This is a genomic window from Sphingobium xenophagum (genome assembly GCF_031457465.1).
Lineage (GTDB): Bacteria > Pseudomonadota > Alphaproteobacteria > Sphingomonadales > Sphingomonadaceae > Sphingobium > Sphingobium xenophagum_A.
In genome coordinates, this window is sequence record NZ_JAVDWV010000016.1 from 16,275 (window position 1) to 32,633 (window position 16,359).

13 protein-coding genes are annotated in these 16,359 nt (G+C 61.4%); 6 read left to right on the plus strand and 7 right to left on the minus strand.

The window, feature by feature from the left end; translation table 11 throughout:
• From J2W40_RS16215 to J2W40_RS16240, 6 genes are all read right to left on the minus strand, one after another.
• On the minus strand, positions 1-861 hold the full coding sequence (locus tag J2W40_RS16215) for a MaoC/PaaZ C-terminal domain-containing protein (RefSeq protein ID WP_310226740.1): 861 nt from the start codon (positions 859-861) through the stop codon (positions 1-3).
• A gap of 77 nt (positions 862-938) precedes the next feature.
• Positions 939-1,973 carry a glycerol dehydrogenase gene (locus tag J2W40_RS16220; RefSeq protein WP_310226742.1) on the minus strand — a complete coding sequence of 345 codons (1,035 nt, stop codon included), beginning with the start codon at positions 1,971-1,973 and terminating at the stop codon, positions 939-941.
• A 61-nt stretch (positions 1,974-2,034) separates the two neighbouring features.
• Positions 2,035-2,832, minus strand: coding sequence for an enoyl-CoA hydratase/isomerase family protein (locus J2W40_RS16225; RefSeq protein ID WP_310226744.1), 798 nt, complete (start codon positions 2,830-2,832; stop codon positions 2,035-2,037).
• Between the two features lie 6 nt (positions 2,833-2,838).
• Positions 2,839-3,681, minus strand: a complete 843-nt coding sequence (locus J2W40_RS16230) for an SDR family NAD(P)-dependent oxidoreductase (RefSeq protein ID WP_310226746.1) — start codon at positions 3,679-3,681, stop codon at positions 2,839-2,841.
• A 75-nt stretch (positions 3,682-3,756) separates the two neighbouring features.
• On the minus strand, positions 3,757-5,880 hold the full coding sequence (locus tag J2W40_RS16235; protein WP_310226748.1) for an acetate--CoA ligase family protein: 2,124 nt from the start codon (positions 5,878-5,880) through the stop codon (positions 3,757-3,759).
• Positions 5,873-8,308, minus strand: coding sequence for a 3-hydroxyacyl-CoA dehydrogenase NAD-binding domain-containing protein (locus J2W40_RS16240; protein ID WP_310226753.1), 2,436 nt, complete (start codon positions 8,306-8,308; stop codon positions 5,873-5,875). The genes J2W40_RS16235 and J2W40_RS16240 overlap by 8 nt, the downstream gene beginning before the upstream one ends.
• On the opposite strand from J2W40_RS16240, the gene J2W40_RS16245 reads away from it, so the two are divergent.
• The 6 genes from J2W40_RS16245 (at position 8,196) to J2W40_RS16270 (ending at position 15,547) form a co-directional block, all read left to right on the plus strand.
• On the plus strand, positions 8,196-8,990 hold the full coding sequence (locus tag J2W40_RS16245) for an SDR family oxidoreductase (protein WP_310226755.1): 795 nt from the start codon (positions 8,196-8,198) through the stop codon (positions 8,988-8,990). The genes J2W40_RS16240 and J2W40_RS16245 overlap by 113 nt on opposite strands.
• An 84-nt stretch (positions 8,991-9,074) precedes the next feature.
• Positions 9,075-11,384, plus strand: coding sequence for an arylsulfatase (locus tag J2W40_RS16250; RefSeq protein WP_310226758.1), 2,310 nt, complete (start codon positions 9,075-9,077; stop codon positions 11,382-11,384).
• An 80-nt stretch (positions 11,385-11,464) separates the two neighbouring features.
• Positions 11,465-12,259, plus strand: coding sequence for an SDR family NAD(P)-dependent oxidoreductase (locus J2W40_RS16255; protein WP_310226760.1), 795 nt, complete (start codon positions 11,465-11,467; stop codon positions 12,257-12,259).
• 132 nt (positions 12,260-12,391) lie between these two features.
• A complete protein-coding gene (locus J2W40_RS16260) occupies positions 12,392-13,588 on the plus strand; it encodes a cytochrome P450 (protein WP_310226763.1) in 1,197 nt (398 codons plus the stop codon).
• Positions 13,589-13,623: 35 nt separating this feature from the next.
• Positions 13,624-15,096: an aldehyde dehydrogenase family protein gene (locus J2W40_RS16265; protein WP_310226765.1), complete on the plus strand. Its 1,473-nt coding sequence runs from the start codon at positions 13,624-13,626 to the stop codon at positions 15,094-15,096.
• Between the two features lie 49 nt (positions 15,097-15,145).
• Entirely contained in the window at positions 15,146-15,547 is a 402-nt protein-coding gene (locus tag J2W40_RS16270; protein ID WP_310226767.1) for a nuclear transport factor 2 family protein, read from the plus strand.
• A gap of 30 nt (positions 15,548-15,577) precedes the next feature.
• Here J2W40_RS16270 and J2W40_RS16275 read toward each other — a convergent pair whose 3' ends face one another.
• A complete protein-coding gene (locus J2W40_RS16275) occupies positions 15,578-16,354 on the minus strand; it encodes an SDR family NAD(P)-dependent oxidoreductase (protein ID WP_310226769.1) in 777 nt (258 codons plus the stop codon).
• Between the last annotated feature and the right edge of the window lie 5 nt (positions 16,355-16,359).

Consider the following 16,359-nt stretch of genomic DNA (forward strand, 5'->3'; position numbering starts at 1 on the left):
TCACGCGATCACGGCACGGCCGCGGTCGAGAACGACCTTGTCGCGCTCGATCGCGGTGCAACGGAAGGCGACGGTGGCGTCGTCGATCCACATGTCGGTGCGTATGGTCTCGCCTGGGAACACCGGCGCCGAAAAGCGACAGCCGATTTCCCTGAGCGCGGCGGGATTGCCCCCAGCGGCGCCCGCCAGGACCGCGAAGCCGGCCACGCCGAATGTCGCCAGGCCATGAAGGATGGGGCGCGGGAAACCAGCCGCCTCGGCAACCGCCGGATCGGCATGGAGGGGATTCAGGTCGGCCGAAAGCCGGTAGATCAATGCAGCCTGAGCCGGGATGAACCGCGTAATCGAAACGTCAGGCGTGGTTTCGGGAATGGAGATCTCGGGCTGGCTCTTGCCCGCCGACGGTCCGCCAAAGCCACCGTCGCCGCGGCAGAACATCGACATTATCTGTGTCGATTGCAACACACCGGTCGCTTCGTCAAACAAGTCGCGTCGCACCCGCAGAATCGCGCCGCGACCTTCACCCTTGTCGATGATCTCGTCGACTGTGTTCTTGGCGACGAAGCTGCCTTCCGCCGGTAGGGGCGTGTGGATGACCAGCGATTGTTCGCCATGCACCACCTTGCGATAATCGATCCCGGTATCCGGCTCGCTGATCCAGAACCCGGGATGGCCCAGTATAACAGGCATCGTCGGCAGAGCCTTCAGACCCCTCTCAAAGACGAACTGCAACTCGTCCGCATCAGTCGGGTTGGTACCAATGCCGAGACCAAGCGCGTAGAGTACGCTGTCCCGCCAAGTATAGCGATGCGTGCGCTCGGGCAACGGGCGCACCATGAGGCTGGAATAATCGATAGCCATGCAGTTCTCCTGGATGGTCGGCATAATCTACGTTCATCCCGCGGGGAACTGGGCCTCGAAAGATATTATATCCGTGGTTATACCGATCCGAGTGCCTCGATCCTGGCGATGGCGGCTGCGATGCCGGTAGCCTGAATCGGGCGGGGTAGGGCGTGCATGTGCGGACTGGTCATCGTGGCTACTGCGATGGCATCCATGTCGGCAGGGCCAGGCCGCAACACGCCAAGTTCTCCTAGCGATACAGGGAGCCCCGCGCCGGTGAGGAACGCAGCTAGGTCCTGGATTTCCGCATTAGGTCGGCCCTCTGCGGCAAGCTGCACCAGCGCGCCATAGGCCACGTGCTCCCCGTGCAGCCGATCCTTCGCGCCACGCAGCGTCATCAGTCCGCGCGTGACCGAATGCGCGATCGAGAGTCCCCCGTTCTCAAACCCCATGGCACTGAGGAGGACGCAGGCCTCGATCGTAGCTTCCAGATCCTCGGTCACCTCCTGCCGCTCGGCCGCCGCGATACCGGCGTGTGCGTGCGCCCGAAGAAGGTCGTACGCGGCCTTGGCGATAGCGCGACCTGAATGGGTCGGCCGGGTCCCGTGCTTAGTAAGTCCGCTTCCCGCCCAGCAGGCGTTAGCTTCGAACGTCTTGGCAATCGCGTCCCCTACGCCTGCGCGCAGCAAGCGAACCGGTGCGCGCGCGATGACCGCGCTGTCTACGATCACCGCTGCCGGGTTCGAGGGCATCTGGTCGACGCGGACAAGGCGATGGCTCTCCTCATAAATCGCGATCCCGCGGCTGGCCGGGCCGTCGTTCGATGCGATAGTGGGTACTGAGACGACCTGAACCTTGTGCCGCAAGGCGACCGCCTTACCGGCATCGAGCGCCTTACCACCTCCTGCCGCAATGACCACGTCACAGGCCGCGCACTGGCTGGCCAGTTCCTCGATAGCCGCGTCGGTGACTTCGCCGCTGAAATGCCAGATGATGCTGGGTTGCAGCAGTTCGTCGGTCAGCAGCGCATCGAACAGGTGCGCCACTTGTGCGTCGACGATCAACGCGGGAACCTCGCCCAGCTTCGCGACGACGGGGCCGATCTCGCGGAGCGTGCCTGGACCTTGCACATAGTAGGGCGTGGATGCAAAGATTCTCACCAAAAGGCTTTCTTGCTGTCGCGCGAAGGCATCAGTTGCCCGTAAACGACGTAGAGCGCTTTTCGCGAAATGCGTTGATCCCTTCGGCATGATCACTCGTCATGCTGAGCATCGGCTGCTGCTGCTGCTCGAGCGCAAGTGCCTCTGCCAGCGAGCCAGGACCTTGCGCGAACGCTGATTTCATCGCGGCGATCGAAAGCGGCGCGATTGAGCGGTATTCGGCAACCTTTTCTAACGCGGATGCCAGCGCGATACCGGCCGGGACTTGTCGGTCGACAAGACCAATACGCTCTGCCTCCTCTATCTTGACAGGTCGGCCGGTGAACATCAGATCTCGGGCGAGTGTCCGGCCCACGCGCTGCGGCAGCGACCAGATCAGGCCGCAATCCGCTGTCAGGCCGATCTTGCCGAAAGCCGCGCCGAAGCGCGCAGTTTCGTCGGCGATCACGAAATCGCTGGCTGCCGCAAACGACAAACCGGCACCAAAGCAGGCGCCCTCGACCGCGGTGATAACAGGCTTTGGCCCTGCGGCAATTAGTTCGACCGCACGATGCAGCGGCACCAGACGGCGACGGGACCGGAGCGGATCCGGATGGCCGGAAACCGACAATTGCCGGATGTCGGCGCCTGCGGTGAAATTGCCGCCTGCGCCCGTTAGCACCACGACCCGTACGCTGTTGTCCCACATAGCAGCTTCGAGCGCAGGCACGAGAGCGCCCCGCATCTCGTCGGACAGGGGGTTGAGTCGTTCGGGATCGTTTAACGTGATGATGCAAACATCGTTTCTACGCTCGGAAATGATGTGACCGGTCGGGATGTCTTCGGACATTTTTGCTCAATTCTCTGAGAATGCGGTGCCGACGGTGACGGCTTCCCACGTGGTGAGGTTTGCGGCCACACTGTCGAGCTTGGCGCGATAGCCCGCCAATGCGTCCGCGCCCAGCACGAGACGCAGAGGCGGTTCGGGAGCATCAACGGCGGTCAAGACGGCTGCGATGGCTTTGGCCGGATCACCGGGCATCATGTCGCCCGCGCCGGAAAGGTGCGACCGAGTCCTGCCCCCCGGCGTATCGTCATAAAGCGCCATCGGATTGCGGGCGATGCGTTCCGAACCCTTGAAGAAATTGGTCCGGAAACCGCCTGGTTCGACGATAGTGACACCTACGCCCAGCGGCTTCATTTCCGCAGCCAGAGATTCGCTGAAACCTTCCACGCCGTGCTTGGCCGCGCAATAGGCGGCCATGCCCGGAAGGCCGACCAGCCCCGCCATGGACGAGAAGTTAACGACATGTCCGCGGCTTTCACGCAAAGCGGAGAGTGCGGCGCGGGTCACGTAGATCGTGCCGGCAAGGTTCGTTTCGATGACGTGGTCGATCTCGTCCTCGTCCAATTCCTCGACAGTACCGGCAAGGCCATAGCCGGCATTGTTGACCAGGACGTCGATTCCGCCAAGAGCGGCAACGCCTTCGGCAACCGCATCACCGATGCGTTTGCGATCGGTCACGTCCAGCAAGATCGCATGCGCCCGGCCGGGAGCCAGGGCTTCGAACTCCGATCCTTGTCCGGCACTGCGCAAGGTGCCCGCGACGCTGTCGCCTCGTGCCAAGGCAGCTTCTGCGAGCAGTCGGCCGAACCCACTGGATACACCGGTAATAAACCATCGCCGCGCTTCTACCATCTGCAGTCCCTCCGGAGGTTTTCGTTACACCCGAGCGTCGGGCATCGGACCAGCCATGACAAGCTGGTCACCGGTTTATTGCCTATCTGATGCCGCAGCTTCGCTGTCGCGGGTTTCGATGACCGCATCGAGCGCGAGGACGCCGATTCCCTGTTCGCGCACCAGCAACGGATTGATTTCGAGCGAAGTGAGTACTCCGGCATTGGCCACGGCGAAGCGAGAGAGTGCAACGATGGCCTCAGCCAGTGCGGTGACATCGGCGAGAGGACGGCCGCGATATCCATTGAGCAGGGGAAAGCTGCGGATCGAGCGGATCATTTCTATCGCTCCGGTCAGATCGACAGGAGCGAGACGGGTGGCAACATCCTTCAACAGTTCCACCGTAACGCCGCCCAGTCCGAATAGCACGACGGGTCCAAGCACCGGATCGACGTTGATGCCCACGATGCACTCGATTCCGCCCGCGACCATCGGCGAAACAAGGCAGCCTTCGATTCGCGCATCCGGCAGAGCGGCTGCTACCTCGCGGAGCATTCGCTCGATCCTTTCTGGAGCGTCGTCGGGATGAATCCAGAGCGCCACGCCGCCCACGTCGGACTTGTGAAGGATGTCTGGAGAGACGATCTTGATTGCAAGCGGCGCTTCAATCGCGCTGGCCGCCGCCATCGCGCTGTCGCGATCCGTCGCCACATATTCGGCGGGGCTGACGATGCCCACTTGCAACAGCAGCGCCTTTGCCTCTTTCTCGGAAAATGCGGAACCGGCCGAGATGCGCGGCACGTCGTTCAGTGCTGTCGTGCCCGGCAGCGCACGATCCCAGGCTGCCGGAAAGTGAGCGAGCGCTGCCATCGCCGCAATTGCCCGCGCGGGCTCTCGCACGCAGATGTAGCCTGCATTGGAATAGGCGGCCACCATGTCCGGCGGTGCGGTGACAGATAACGCGACGGTTGCCTGCGCATGACGATTTGCTGCGTCCTGCATGCTGGTGAGCAGTGGATCACGGATGAAGGGCAGTCCGGCGATCAGGCCGACGTTGCAATAGGCCATGTCGAACTCGCCCGAAGCCAGCACTGCGTCGAGTGCCCTGGCAAACAACGGCGGATCGTTTGCCACCTGACCGGTGAGGTCAATCGGATTTTCGGTCGCGCCATGGGGAGCGAGGGCCGCTATAGCCTGTTGCAAGGCCGGCGAGGCCGGACTGACGACAAGGTCTTCGTCCGCTGCGAAGTCGGCCGCCTGCACACCAATGCCCCCGGAGTTCGTCAGGATCGCAAGCCGCCGCCCGCGGGGGTAACGCCCTAGGCTTGCGGCATAGGCGACGTCGAGCATTTCCTCCGTCGTGCGGGCGCGATAGGCGCCATAGCGCTCGAAAACAGCGTCATAAACCGGATCCGATCCCGCCAGCGACGCCGTGTGCGATGCCGCCGCCATGGCCCCTTGCTCGGTACGACCGACCTTTAGTAGGATCACAGGCTTGCGGCGTGCATGCGCTGTAGCCAGAGCAGCGATAAAGGAATCGCGGTCCCGCACCCCTTCGATGTAGCCGACAACAACGTCTATTTCGTCGCTTTCGACCAGAAACTGCAGTGCTTCGCCCAGCCCGACGTCGACTTCGTTGCCGGTGGTTATCCACGTTCCGAAATGAAGTCCGATGTCCAGCGCCGACTTCACAACTTCGCCCGCATAACCGCCACTCTGGCTGACGAGGCCGATGCGGCCAGCGGTTCCCTTTACGTCGTCGAAAATTCCCGAAAACGAAAGAAAAGTATTTGCGTGCATATTGTAAAGGCCAAGGCAATTGGGCCCGAGCAGGCGCATGCCGGCCTTGCGAGCGACATTGCGAATGCGGGACTGAAGCTCAGCACCTGCGGCACCCATCTCGGCGAAACCGGCGCTGAAGATCACCGCCCCCTTTACGCCCCGGCTCGCACAGGCCTCAATCGTTGGCAACACCGCTTCGGCAGGGAGCGTCAGCACGGCGCAGTCGGGCACAACCGGCAGGGACTCGATCGTCGGCCAGGCCCGAAGCCCCTGAACTTCGCTGCGAGCCGGATTGATTGGATAAATCTCGCCGGGGAAGCCGACTTCTTTCAGGTGACGCAGCGCCCGCCCACCAATGCGCGTGACATCGGCCGACGCGCCGACCATCGCCACCGACTTTGGCCGCAGCAGGGCATCCAACTGGTGCGGGTCAGGCATCTCTCCAGCCCCCCTTGCCTTCGTTGGTCAACCGCTCGAGCAGCTTGCCCGGACCCCATCGCGAACCGTTGCGCTTGGCCGCTTCGAGCGCGGCGGCGTAGATCCGGTCGAGCCCGACCTGCTCGCCCCAGAACATTGGTCCGCCCTTGTGTGCCGGAAAGCCATAGCCGTTGACCCAGGCGACATCGATGTCGCTTGCGCGCAGGGCGGTCCCGTCCTCAATTTCCTTGGCCCCTTCGTTCACCAATGGCGCGAAAAGGCGGAACTCGATTTCCTCGTCAGAGAATTCACGGCGCTCGATGCCAAGTTCGCGGGCCACGTCTTCGATGATCGCGGCAGTCTCCGGGTCGGGAAACTTGTCCCGACCCTCATAGCGGTAGAAGCCCTTGCCTGTCTTCATGCCCAACCGCCCCCCGTCCACCAGCCGCGCCAGAATCGGCGAAAAGCGCTCGTCGGGGGGCAAGGACGCGCGTCGCGCCTCTCGAACCAGCACGCCGACGTCCAGCCCGCTCATGTCGCGCATCGCCATCGGACCCATCGGCATCCCAAAGGCCATCGCCACGCGATCAATCTGTTCCGGAGTTGCCCCTTGCTCGAGCAAAAATTCTGCCTCGCCGGTATAATATTGCAACATGCGGTTGCCGATGAAGCCGTCGCAGTTTCTGGCCAGTACGACGTTTTTGCCAAGTGTCTTGCCCAGCGCCATGACCGTTGCGACCGTCTGATCAGATGTCCGCGCGCCGCGAATATTTTCTTGCAGTTTCATGACGTTGGCGGGCGAGAAGAAATGTACGCCCACGACGTCTTCGGGCCGCTTCGTCGCGTCCGCAATCGCATCGATGCTGAGCGTGGAAGTATTCGACGCGAGGATCGCGCCGGGCTTCATCACCTTGTCAAGGCGCGCGAAGATGTCTTGCTTGATGTCGAGCCGTTCGAACGCGGCCTCGATTACGATATCGGCATCGGCCAGATCCGCATAGTCGGTTGTGGTCGAGATCAACGCCAGTGCCCTGTCGGCGGCAGCGCGCGGCATCGATCCGCGAGCGACCGAAGTTTCATAGTTCTTCCGGATCAGAGCGATGCCCCGTTCCACCGCTTCATTGCTGACATCGGTAAGGTAGACCGGGATGCCGGCGTTGGCGAAGACCATTGCGATACCGCCACCCATTGTTCCCGCGCCGATGACTGCGGCAGAAGCAATGTCATTCGGTTCCGCCGACAGGCCGGGGACACGGCGCGCCTCCCGCTCGGCGAAAAAGTAGTGCATTAGTGCCGCGCTCTGGTCGCTGGCGTAGAGCTTGCGAAATTCTGCCAACTCAAATGCGAGCGCTTCTTCGGCTGGCGCATTGCAGGCCTTTTCGATGCAGTCGATGATGACCAGCGGCGCATTTTTGCCGCGGGCCTTGGCGGCGACCTTCCGGCGGGCTTCGACAAAAACTGCCGGGTCGATCGACACGATCTTGTCGTTCCGGGCGATGACGGGCAGGGGCGGTTGTCCGCCAGCCGCCATGTCGCGAGCGAAGGCCACCGCCCCGCCGGGTAGATCGTCGACGACCGCGTCGATCATTCCTAGGTCAAGCGCCTTCGACGCGGAAATATGCCGACCGCTCGTGATGATATCGATCGCTGCATCTATACCGACCAGCCGTGGCAGGCGCTGCGTGCCGCCTGCACCTGGCAGCAGGCCGAGGCTCACTTCGGGAAGGCCGACCTTTGCCGACTTCACCGCCACGCGGTAATGGCAGGCCAGCGCGAGTTCGTAGCCGCCGCCGAGCGCGGTGCCGTGGATCGCCGCCACCGTAACCTTTGGAAATTCTTCCAGCATCTTCTGCAATTCGTGCAAATCCGGCTTGACCTTCGATTTCTCGGTGCCCATCTCGGTGATGTCGGCCCCGGCGATGAAAGTCCTGCCCCCGCCCGTGATGACGAGAGCCTTGACGTTTTTATCGTCGCGGGCCTTGGTAAAGGCACTGCCGAGGCCGGTGCGGACCGCCGCACTCAGCGCATTGACGGGCTGATAATCAACAATGACGATCCCGACATCCCCGTCCATTTCGTAACGCACCGCGCTCATGGCAATCTCCGCAAAGGTCCTTCCAGCATCGAGGGCGTGATATAGTCGTGTCTCACCATTTCGGGGCCGGGGGATGCAACCACGGATGTGATTGATGGGCCGGTCGGACGATACGGACTTTCGTTCGATGACGTCGTAAAGCATGTCGTTTCTACACAATAATCGATGCAGGCGCTTTCTTTGCCGATCCGTTGAAATGCACCGGAGGGCAGCGATACGTCGCAAAGAGAGGAAACCGGCAGTGAAGATCGGCAGCGAAATTTCGGCAATCGTGACAGGCGGTGCGTCCGGGTTGGGGCGGGCTAGCGTTCTCGCCCTAGCGGGAGCGGGTGTGAAGGTGACGATCTTCGACATCTCCGATGAGTCCGGTGAGCGGCTGGCAGCAGAAGTCGGCGGACAATTCTGCCACGTCGACATCATGTCGGAAGAGAGTGTCCTTTCCGGTTTCGAAAAGGCCCGGAACGGGCATGGGCAAGAGCGGCTACTGGTGCACTGCGCGGTGGTGGCGACCGGAGGCAAGACGGTCCGTTTCGACAAGAAGACCGGTGCGTATCAGCGCACCGCGACCGAGGAATTCGAGAAGGCTATGCTCGGCGTTGCAGTCGCAACCTACCGCATGGCGTCGGTAGCGGCTCTTGGCATGGCCGGGTCGGAACCGCTGAACGAGGACGGCGAGCGCGGCGCAATCGTCCTGACCTCTAGCGTGGCCGCGCAGGATGGGCAGGTCGGTCAGATCGGCTACGCCTCAGGCAAGGGTGCAGTCAATGCGCTGGTCCTGCCTATGGCGCGCGACCTTATGGATCTGGGCATCCGGATCAACGCGATCATGCCCGGCACGTTCGCCACACCTCCGATGCTTCAGGTCAAGGAAACTAATCCCGAAGTCTTCGAAGGTCTTGGCAAGGCGGTACCGTTTCCCAAGCGCCTCGGTTTGCCTGCTGAATTCGGCAGCATGGTGCTTGAACTGGCCCGCAACAGCTACATGAATGGGCAGTGCATCCGTCTTGATGGGGCGATACGGATGCCGCCGAAGTAGCCGCGCCAAAGCAAAAATTGCTGTTAGTCGTTGCTCACAAATGCATGCGGACGAAGTTGACCTGATAAGAGTGGGAGAACTCAAATGCTCAAGTTCCTGAGTTCGACAGCTGCCATTGCCGTTTCCCTCGCTATGCCGCTCTGTGCCCAGGTCCAGAGCGCGAACGCCGACCCTGCCGGGACCATTCCATCGAGCTACCCGGCGGTGCCGCAAGCGCCGAAGGCCGCGCCGAACATCCTGCTGGTCCTGACAGACGATGTGGGCTTTGGCGCCGCTTCGGCGTTCGGCGGGCCAGTGCCCACGCCCAACCTTGAACGGCTCGCGGCCAAGGGGCTCACCTATAATCGCTTTCACACCACGGCGATGTGTTCGCCAACCCGCGCGTCGCTGCTCACAGGTCGCAATTCGCACGCGGTCGGCACGGGTGCGCTCACCGATCTTGCGATGGGCGCGCCGGGCTACACGGGCATGATGCCGAAAAGCGCTGTCACAATCGGCGAGGTTCTTCGCCAAAACGGCTACAATACTGCCTTTTTCGGCAAGCATCACAACGTGCCCAAGGGCCTCGAGGGATCCAGTCCGCAAGATTACCTGCCCAATGGCATGGGGTTCGAGTATTTCTTCGGCTTTGTCGGATCGAGTACGGATCAGTGGCGGCCGACATTGTACCGCAATGGAGTGCGCGTTACCGACGATAGGCCGCAGCCGATCCTTGATCAGCGCCTTGCCGACGATGCCATCGCATGGATCCATCAGCAACAGGCGAACGCTCCCGACAAGCCTTTCTTCGTATATTACGCGCCCGGTTCGGCACATGCGCCGCATCAGGCGCCGTCTGAATGGATTGCGCGCTTCCGCGGCCGATTTGCGCAAGGATGGGAGGCTATTCGCGAGGAAACACTTACTCGGCAGATCGCCAGGGGCCTCGTCCCCAAGGGGACTAAGTTGCCGGAATGGCTCGCTGATCTTCCGCGTTGGGCTAGCCTTCCTCCGCAGGAAAAGCAGTATCAGGAACGAGCGGCAGAAACATTCGCCGGAGAACTGGCGTTTCAGGATGCCCAGTTCGGCCGCATCCTTGCGGAACTCGAGCGGATGGGCTTGCGCGACAACACCTTGATTGTCTTCATCGAAGGTGACAACGGGCCTGATGCCGCTGCATCACCAAACGGTTCCCTGGCCGAAGCGGGCGAATTGGCGAACCGCCGCCTGTCCCGCGAAGAGCATTGGACGCTGACCGACCGGATTGGCGGCCCGCTGGTCAACAGCAACTATGGAAGCGGCTGGGCCTTGGCGATGGCCACGCCCTTTCCGTTCTACAAACAGATTGCGTCGCATCTTGGCGGAACGCGGAACGGCATGGTCATTTCCTGGCCGGACAGGATCAAGGATTACGGACTGCGTTCGCAATACAGTCACGCGATCGACCTTTTCCCGACCTTGCTCGCATCCGCTGGTCTTCAGGCCCCCGAATCAGCCAACGGCGTTGCGCAGCAGCCGGTCGACGGCATCGATCTCTCCTATTCCTTCGCGCAAGGCGACTCCCCTTCGCAGCGAACGGTGCAATATTATGAAATGTTGGGCAATCGTGCCATCTTCAAGGATGGCTGGCTTGCAGCGACTTTGCCGCAGGTGAAGCCGTGGGAGATGGTGTCGAGGCCAGGCGTGAATCTGGCCCCGACCTACCAATGGGCGCTCTATGATCTTGGCAAGGATTTTAACCAGACACGCGATCTGGCCAGGAAATACCCGGAGCGCTTGGCTGTCCTGAAACAGGTCTTTGCCGAGCAGGCTGCACTCTACAACGTCAATCCTGTGAATGACCGGACCGACCCGGTCCGCTCCAATAGTGCCGCGAGAGCGCTTGGCAAAACTCGCGATCGTTACGAGTATTGGGGCAGCGGCCTGTCGATACCGCTCGACGCTGCCCCGCCGATCACGGGGCGCGGGTTCACCGTGACCGCCAAACTCGGCGCGGGTGAGGGGACGATTGCTGCGCTTGGCAGCCGTCTGGGCGGATGGAGGTTCGCTATTGAGAACGGCCGCCCGGCAGTTCACCATTCGCTGACGCCCGTGCCGGACGATCTCTTTACGCTCCTATCACCCGTAGCGCTGACGCCAGGGCAAATGGCCGAGGTCGGGTTCGCCTTCGATTACGACGGCGGCGGTTACGGCAAGGGTGGGACGGTCAGGATCACCATCGACGGCAAGGAAGTCGCCAATGGCCGTCTGGAGCGGTCGATCTCCTATGCCGATCCGCATACCGAGAGCTTCGACATCGGTCTGGACAGTGGCGTGCCGGTGCTAGAAGCGCCGCCCGGCTCCTCCGTTTTCAAGGGGAGCTTGGACAAGGTAACCGTCGCCCTTGGCCCGGCAGGGCAAAAGTCGGGGCGATAGTCGGGCAAGGCGTCACGAAATCGGATAGATTTTCGGAATATCGCATTGCCAGCGGTTTCCTGTTTGCGAAGGAAATAACTTTGAAGATTGAACTGAAGGGACGTCGTGCCGTTGTCACCGCTTCAACCAGCGGCATAGGCTTTGCCATTGCAAGAGGGCTGGCGGGGGCCGGGGCCGATGTGGTGATCAACGGTCGAAATCCGGAAGTGACCGCAGCTGCCATAGGGCGGCTCAAGGAAAGCCATCCAGCGTGTGACATCCTTGGTATCTCGGCTGACCTGGGGACAAGCGACGGGGTCGACCGGTTTATCGATACCGCCGGTGACATTGACATTTTGGTAAACAACCTGGGTATTTACGAGCGCGTCGATTTTTTCGACATCACGGATGCCGAATGGCTCCGCTTCTTCGAAACCAATGTGATGAGCGGCGTTCGCCTTGCGAGGCGGTATATGCCCGGCATGATTGCAAAAGACTGGGGTCGACTAATCTTCATCAGCAGCGAATCCGGCGTGACGACGCCGCGCGATCGTATGCACTACGCAGTGACAAAGTCGGCCGTGCTGGCGGTAGCGCGCGGACTGGCGGAACAGGCGCGCGGCACCGCTGTTACCTCCAATTCGGTCATTGTCGGCCTGACCATGACCGAGCACGTCGAGCGCGATATCGCCCGTGCGGCTGAGGAAAAGAAAATGCCGGTAATGGATATCCAGCGTCAGATCGCTGCGACGTACCGCCCGACCCAATTGCTGGAACGACTGGCCACCAGCGAGGAGGTGGCGAACATGGTAACCTATATCGCGTCGCCGCAGGCTTCGGCTACGACCGGTTCGGCATTGCGCGTCGAGGGGGGCGGTATCACGACAATACTGTGAAATGATACCCGATCTAATCTATCGGACGCTAGACAGTATCATGCGTGTCGGATAGGAAGCGACGACAAACGCATCAGCCATCAAAATGAAAGTGGCACCCGCAACGAACGGGGCGCAAGGAGGATCGAGGCAATGCCGGTTCGTGACCGCGAGGATCTCATCAAGCCGTTCCCGTTGTGGGGTGCGCTTCCCCCTGGCACCAATCCGTTTCAACTGATCCCGGCGCTGCGCGACGGAGACGAGGTGTTTTATGCTCCGGACAGCCATGCCAGCGGCGCGGGCTCTTGGGTGTTCACCCGCTTCGGCGACATCAAGGAACTCTACACGCGCATCGAGCAACTTTCGGTGAAAGAGCAGACGGGGGTCGGCGCGCTGCTTGGCGAGGCACTGCGCATGGTCCCGACCGAGGCCGACCCGCCGGAACATTCGGGCTATCGCGGCGTCCTTCGGCGGTTCTTTTCGAACACGCCGCTCGACAATCTGGAGCCATCGGTCCGTCAGCTGTCCGATGAGTTGGTTCAGTCGGTGCGCGATCAGGGTAGCTGCGAATTCATGGCGCATTACGCGCGCCGCTTCCCAGTCGGCGTATTCCTGCGCTTGATGGGTCTGCCTGAAAGCGATCTTGGTCATCTCAACGATCTGGCCTGCACGATCACCTATCATCCGGAATACGGAGAGAAGGCGCGCGCGCTGCGCGATATTAAGCACTATCTTGAAGACCAGATCAGGCACGCCGAAGCTGCTCCGCGCAACGACATCATTTCGCATATCGCGACGGCACATATCGGCGATCGTCCGATCACCGAAGAAGAGAAGTTCGCTCTTTCGTTCAATGTATTTGTGGGCGGCATGGACACGGTTTCGGCGTCGCTCGGCTGGCATTTCCGCCATCTCGCGATGAACCCTGATTTGCAGGACCGGTTGCGCGCCGACCGGTCGATGATACCGGCGGCGGTCGAGGAACTGCTTCGTGTCTATTCGGTAGTCAGTAGTTCACGTACGGCGATTGCCGATTTTGAGATCAACGGAATTGAGATCCGCAAGGGGGACATGATCACCCTTGGCACCGAACTCGCCAACCGGGATTCGCAGGTGTTCGACCGGCCAGATGAAGTAGACATTGACCGATCGCCGAACCGCCACCTTGGCTTTGGTTACGGCCTGCATCACTGCCTCGGCGCGCCGCTTGCCCGGCGAGAACTGCGAATCGCGATGAACAGCTGGTTCGATCTTGTCCCATCCATCCGACCGGCCGGCGATCCCGACGACGGTATGCCGCACTGGGTCGGAAATATTTTCTCACTCGATACGCTTCACCTCGCTTGGTGACGTTGGACTAAGCCACCTTTTCAGGAGCAACATCGATGTCATTCCACAAACGGCATGCTGAGGCTGCCGTGCAGATTCCTGCACTGACGCACATCATCGACGGAAAGGAAGTTGGCGGAGGAACGGCCGACTCGCACGAACATGTCAATGCCGCGACTGGACAGGTCCAGGCGGTCGTGCCGATGGCCGGCGCAAGCGAGGTCGAGGCGGCAGTCGCCGCCGCCAACGCTGCGTTCCCCGCATGGCGCGGCATGGCACCCGAAGAGCGGCGGCGCATCCTGCAACGGCTGGGCGACCTGATCGGCGAAAATGCTGAAACGCTCGCCACGCTGTCGTCGCTCGAATTCGGCGGGGTGATCGGCTTCAGCCGCCACCTTGGAATGATCGCGCAAAAGTTCACCAACTATTACGCCGGTTGGGCGGATCGTTTGGAAGGCCAAGTCGTAACGCACGATCAGGAGTCGGGCTTCGTTTACACGGTACCCGAACCGCTCGGCACCATCGCGGTGATCGTTACCTGGAACGGGCCGCTGATATCGCTGGGCATGAAGGTCATTCCGGCATTGGCCGCCGGTAATACCGTGGTTCTCAAGCCTGCTGAAATATCGCCGTTCACCTCGCAGAAGTTCGTCCAGTTGGCGGAGCAGGCCGGACTTCCTCCCGGTGTGCTGAACCTCATCCATGGCGGGTCGGAGGCGGGCACCGCGCTCACTGGACATCCCGGCATCGCGAAGATCACCTTCACCGGCGGCCCGGCCACCGCGCACCGCATCCTTGAAGCGGCGGCGCGTAACCTGACACCAGCGGTGCTGGAACTGGGCGGTAAGTCGGCCAACCTTGTTTTTGCCGATGCGGATCTTGAGGCTGCATGCCTTCACACCACGCTGGTCGGACTGGCCAACGCTGGACAGGGCTGCGCACTGCCGACGCGGGTGCTGGTGCAGAATGAGGTCTACGGAAGGTTTGTGGAGATGCTTGGCGCGACGGTGCAGTCGATGGCGGTGGGGGATCCGCTGGACGACGCGACCGTGATCGGTCCAGTCATCAGCTGGGCGGCGAGCGAACGCATTCTCGGCATCGTGAACGAGGCGTCGGCTTTGGGCGAAGGTCGTATAGTCGTCGGTGGACGGCGGCTGGACGGCGACCTTGCCGATGGCTGGTTCCTTGCCCCCACGGTGCTGGCCGACGTCGATCCCAACAGTTCAGTCGCTCAGAAGGAAATCTTCGGCCCTGTCATCTCAGTCATGCGTTTCGGGTCGGAAGAGGAAGCCGTCGCGCTTGCCAATGGTACAGGATATGGCCTGTCGTCCTACGTTCAGACCCGCGACGAGCGGCGCATCCGGCGGCTCGTGACGCAGTTGCGATCGGGCACTGTCGGGGTCAATGGCGGCGATCCCTTGACCTACAACGCGCCGTTTGGTGGCCTCGGCCTCAGCGGCTACGGGAAGGAAGGCGGACGCGCAGGGATAGACGAGTTCATGCACCTGAAAACGGTACTCGTCCGCTGAGACGCGGCCGAAATCGAGTTGCTAGGTTCTGAAACCGGGAAAAATTGCGATGCGCCTATCTGCCGAAGACATATTCGATATCCAGCAACTGGTGTCAGAGATCACCTACATGGTCGACGAGCGCAACTGGGACGATCTCGAACGGCTTTATACGGAGGATGGGATATTTGACGCCTCGCTCGTCGGATATGCCTCGATCGAAGGGCAGGCCGCCTTGCGAAAGCACATGAAATCGGCCAATCATCCACTTGCGCACTACACGACCAACACGGTTGTGCGGCCGATAGATGCCAACAGTGCCAATGTTGTTAGCATGATCATTGGCGCTTGGCAGGACGGCACGATGACGGCTGGCGCTACCTATCGTGACCATGTCGTGCGGACGTCGAAAGGATGGCAGATGAAGTGCAGACAGGTTGTTCCAGGACCGGACTACACGCCCCGCCTGTGAACGCAGCGGGATCGGGCGATGTCGCAGGGATTAGAAGCATTGTGCCATAATGCCGCCGTCGATGGTGATAGTGTCGCCGGTGTGATAGCTAGACCTGTCGCTAGCGAGATAGACGACGATGCCGGCGAGATCCTCCGGCCGCCCGACACGTCCAGCCGGGGTTTTTTGCAGCAGCATTTCCACCATGGGTGAATCGGCTTCACCCAGGTCAGAAGCGAAATAGCCCGGGCAGATCATATTTACACGGATGCCATGCGGAGCAAGTTCCACCGCCAGACCCTTCGACATCGAATTCAGGCCGTCTTTGGCCGTGGCATAATGCTCCATGCCAGGCACTCCGGCGAAAACCGCAAGGCTGCCGTTGAGGATGATCGACTCACCCGGGTCCCCCGCTTGCGCCCGCTCGCGCATGTGGCGTGTTGCCTCCCGGCAAGTGTAGAAAGCGCCGTGCAGATTTACGCCGAGCAAGCCTTCCCAAATGTCGGTCGTCATTTCGTGAAACGGCGTGATGTCGGCAATGCCCGCGTTAACGATCACGCAGTCGACTCGGCCGAACTGTGCGGTTGCAGACGCGAAGCCGTCCACGACTTCATGTTCGTTCGCCACATCGACGGCGAGATGCCCAACCCGGCCGCCATGCACGCGTAATCGTTCGGCCGCCTCGAGGTTGATCTCCTCGCGTCGGCCCCAGATCACGATGTCGGCACCGGCTTCGGCAAGTCCGGTGGCCATGCCCAAACCCAGCCCGGCATTGCCGCCGGTAATCAGCGCCACCTTGCCGGTTAGATCGAATAGGTTGCGGGCCATGTGGG

Excerpts from the sequence above, each read along its gene's own strand:
- J2W40_RS16215 (WP_310226740.1), bottom strand. The coding sequence starts at position 861 with ATGGCTATCGATTATTCCAGCCTCATGGTGCGCCCGTTGCCCGAGCGC.
- J2W40_RS16225 (WP_310226744.1), bottom strand. The coding sequence starts at position 2,832 with ATGTCCGAAGACATCCCGACCGGTCACATCATTTCCGAGCGTAGAAAC.
- J2W40_RS16230 (WP_310226746.1), bottom strand. The coding sequence starts at position 3,681 with ATGGTAGAAGCGCGGCGATGGTTTATTACCGGTGTATCCAGTGGGTTC.
- J2W40_RS16235 (WP_310226748.1), bottom strand. The coding sequence starts at position 5,880 with ATGCCTGACCCGCACCAGTTGGATGCCCTGCTGCGGCCAAAGTCGGTG.
- J2W40_RS16240 (WP_310226753.1), bottom strand. The coding sequence starts at position 8,308 with ATGTCGAAGATCGTCACCTTCACACCCGCTCCCGCTAGGGCGAGAACG.
- J2W40_RS16250 (WP_310226758.1), top strand. The coding sequence starts at position 9,075 with ATGCTCAAGTTCCTGAGTTCGACAGCTGCCATTGCCGTTTCCCTCGCT.
- J2W40_RS16260 (WP_310226763.1), top strand. The coding sequence starts at position 12,392 with ATGCCGGTTCGTGACCGCGAGGATCTCATCAAGCCGTTCCCGTTGTGG.
- J2W40_RS16265 (WP_310226765.1), top strand. The coding sequence starts at position 13,624 with ATGTCATTCCACAAACGGCATGCTGAGGCTGCCGTGCAGATTCCTGCA.
- J2W40_RS16270 (WP_310226767.1), top strand. The coding sequence starts at position 15,146 with ATGCGCCTATCTGCCGAAGACATATTCGATATCCAGCAACTGGTGTCA.
- J2W40_RS16275 (WP_310226769.1), bottom strand. The coding sequence starts at position 16,354 with ATGGCCCGCAACCTATTCGATCTAACCGGCAAGGTGGCGCTGATTACC.